Origin of the sequence: Alicyclobacillus sp. SP_1 (assembly GCF_024706985.1) — a bacterium.
Classification (GTDB): domain Bacteria; phylum Bacillota; class Bacilli; order Alicyclobacillales; family Alicyclobacillaceae; genus Alicyclobacillus_I.
On record NZ_JAMCCX010000070.1, the window covers coordinates 1 to 3,077 of the forward strand.

Annotated in this window: 4 protein-coding genes; 3 read left to right on the forward strand and 1 reads right to left on the reverse strand. The window is 46.9% G+C overall.

Annotation, left to right across the window (positions count from 1 at the left end):
• The first annotated feature begins 70 nt into the window (after positions 1-70).
• From M4I36_RS14055 to M4I36_RS14060, 3 genes are all read left to right on the forward strand, one after another.
• Positions 71-361 carry a sigma-70 RNA polymerase sigma factor region 4 domain-containing protein gene (locus M4I36_RS14055; RefSeq protein ID WP_258112383.1) on the forward strand — a complete coding sequence of 97 codons (291 nt, stop codon included), beginning with the start codon at positions 71-73 and terminating at the stop codon, positions 359-361.
• Between the two features lie 22 nt (positions 362-383).
• On the forward strand, positions 384-443 hold the full coding sequence (locus tag M4I36_RS16925) for a hypothetical protein (RefSeq protein WP_374986326.1): 60 nt from the start codon (positions 384-386) through the stop codon (positions 441-443).
• A gap of 302 nt (positions 444-745) precedes the next feature.
• Positions 746-1,498, forward strand: a complete 753-nt coding sequence (locus M4I36_RS14060; protein WP_258112384.1) for a glycoside hydrolase domain-containing protein — start codon at positions 746-748, stop codon at positions 1,496-1,498.
• 109 nt (positions 1,499-1,607) lie between these two features.
• Here the strand turns inward: M4I36_RS14060 and M4I36_RS14065 are convergent, their stop codons facing one another.
• On the reverse strand, positions 1,608-2,525 hold the full coding sequence (locus M4I36_RS14065) for a carboxypeptidase-like regulatory domain-containing protein (protein ID WP_258112385.1): 918 nt from the start codon (positions 2,523-2,525) through the stop codon (positions 1,608-1,610).
• Positions 2,526-3,077: the final 552 nt, after the last annotated feature.

Sequence of the window (3,077 nt, forward strand, 5' to 3'; positions counted from 1 at the left end):
CGTTGCAAGACCACTTGCTGGGGTATGCGCTCTATTGGGGACGTGGGGATACCAAGGGATGTGAGCCAGCATGACGCTGTACACGCCGGAACAGGAAGTGGCCTGGATTCGCCAGATCATACGCCATGCCATGCTGGATGAATATCGGCTATGGAAGCGTTGGCATCGGGAAGCTTTGATACTGAATGCTCCTTTAGACATGGAGAACGGTGAAGAATGGGTAGAGCAAATACCGGATCCGACATCGATGGCTTGGGAAGAAGGGCTAGCCCTTCGTGACGTTCTGAAACAACTGCCTCCGAGAGAACAACAGGTTCTTCGCGCTCTGTATGACGAAGGGCGTACAACGGGACGTGGCTGAGCAATTGGGCATGAGTCAGATGATGGTGAGCAAAATTCACCGTCAAGCCCTCCAACATATCCGAGAGAGGGTATTGCCATGAAATGCTCCATAGAGAAAGTTCATGCTCTGCTGGATGAGGCTTATATCGGGAGAAAGGACGCTGCCATGCAACTGTGCGAGTGCTTTGCGGACGAGATGACGAAGATGTCCAGCATATTGCCGGAGAAAATACGTGAGGATGGGAAGCAACGGGCGTGCTGGCAAATCATCATCGCATCCACAAAAAGAATGGAACCACGTGGTTTTCAAAAGTGCGAGTCAGAACGTTGTAAAGAGTAGAGGGGCAAAACGAAGCGCTCCTCACCACTCCGGCCGGGTGGAAAACTAAAAGGAGTGACTTTCATGGCGTATCCTGTTGGTACTCAGTTTTTTTGGGGCATTGATTCGGCAATGCCTGCAAATCAATCACTCACTTTCAAAGATGTAGCCTATAATTCCTTGTACGAGTTGGTGGTTGATGCATATGGAAAACCGGATTTTTGGGGTAGATATTTAGACAAATACGCAATAACGACCAACGAAGCTGATTTTCTCCATAACAACGGGGTGTCAATTATGTTGATTTATGGAGCTTCGTTGACTCAAACAAATGTTGAATCCTATGTGTATCAGGATGGACTAGACATTGCACAGGATGCTGTTAGATTGGCGAAACAGTTATACGTCCAAGCAGGGACTTTAATCTATTTCGATCTCGAAAACTGGTCTGTCCATTACAGTTTTTTAGAAGGATTGGCAGATGGAATGTATGGAGATGCCTATGAAGCCGGGTACTATACTGGTGGATTCTACGCTACAATGGGCGGTAACAACGATTCTTCAGGTTCGTTTAACAGTTCGTACTGTACCGCACTCAGCGCTAATGCAAATGTAAGCAATATGTATCTATACTCAAATGAGCCCGAACCTGGATGTACTACTCAAGCGAATAAACCAACATATACACCCCATTATCCGTCATGCAACAGTAATGTTACCGTGTGGCAGTACGCTGAAAGATGTTTAGAAACCCAAGGGTCAGATAGTCCTTATCCAAATGGTATAGTCGATCAGGATATATCTGTATCCAGCGCTTATGACTTGTTTTGGAGTTAAAGACCAAGGAAGGTGTCAAGTGCTTGTATAGACTTGGCCCTTCCTTCAGCAATGGTGTAGCCACTTCTGACGGACTTAAGTGGCGAGGTGTAAGATCTACTTCTGTATATTATTCTCCAGACGGTACAATACCTCCGCTATAGACAGACTTTCCAGTGAATAAATTGAATTCGTCATAGTGGGCGCCTGCTTGATAACCAAATATCGCATTATTGCGAATGAATAAGTCTAACGCTGGATCGTTTATAACGTTATCCTGAAGAACCATATCTCCGTTTAAATATTCAATAATTACGCCTCCAACTGAACCACATTTCTGAACTATATTTCCTGCTAACAATACAAAATTCTTGCCGTTCACAGTTCCTATAAACTCTTCGGATAGCTGAATTTCATGGGTAGGTATGTGCCATCCATTGAAGTGTGGACCACCTGTACGGTATAGTGTAATAGTTTTATTAGGATAAAAAAAACTGAAAGGAAAGATGTGTTTTAAATATCCGATTGTTCCATTGAATTTCTTCGATAATGCACTCGACTCTATTACGCTTTTCGAAGCAATTTCAAATTTTGCTTTTGGTAGATAATTATTCGAGATAGAGATATTCACAACTTGAACGGAGATATCGATCGAGCGCTTGCCATCTCCTATAGCAATTGTGTATTTTCCGGGGTGGGACCATTGAGTGGTCAAATGAAATTCTCCTTGAGTATTGGTCTTGACGGTATATCCGGATGGAGAATCGGGGAGCCCAACCACCGACAGTTTTGCATTGGGAATCACTTCATGCTGAGAATTCAAGGCTTGACCGCTTATCCGCACAGGCTGATTGATTGGGGTTCGAATTTGGGAATGCGATACGACTATGCTCGCAATTTGACTTTTGGTATTGGAAGAAGACGTCGTTTGGGCTGTTGCTAACGAATGCGTGGAAGGCGTAGCATCTTGAGCCGTCCCACACCCCGTCACGGTCAAACACGTCAACGCCAGCGCAGCTGCGCTCACTCCCCAAAGTCGTTTTTGCATCGTCACCACTCCCCATAGGTTCTTGTAGGCTTCTGCCCATCAAATCATCCTTCCGTCTCTTTAGACGGAGTAGCTTCGGAAAATGTGACATCGTCGGTAAAACATCCTCCTCCGGAACGCGTTCTCGCTTGGCCCGTTAGGCCGCAGCAGCCACTCGGTGCTTTGGGAGCAGGCTGTGTAGTGCTGCAATCACGTTACCTTCGTGAACGGTCATGCGCGGAGACCTCCTATCGTCTTTGCACGGTTCCGCAGGTGCCCAGCCTTCGTTAAGCTGGGCGCACGCATCAAGCGGACCTCGACTCCAGACACTTCGCCGGGGGATTTTTCGCAGCTCGGTTGGACCTCTTTGCTCGCCAGACGGGGTGGGTCCTAGTCCTACCCATGTCCCAAAACTCGGCATGATACAGGACGGGATAGAGGAACGTTCATATGTCTGCTGAGCGCAGACTATGGTCAGGGTGTTGTGACATCCATCCTAGGAGGGCGAGTATGAAGACATATGCGCTTGCACCTTCCAATCGATCCTGCATCCCTCAAGACCCTCTATGCTTC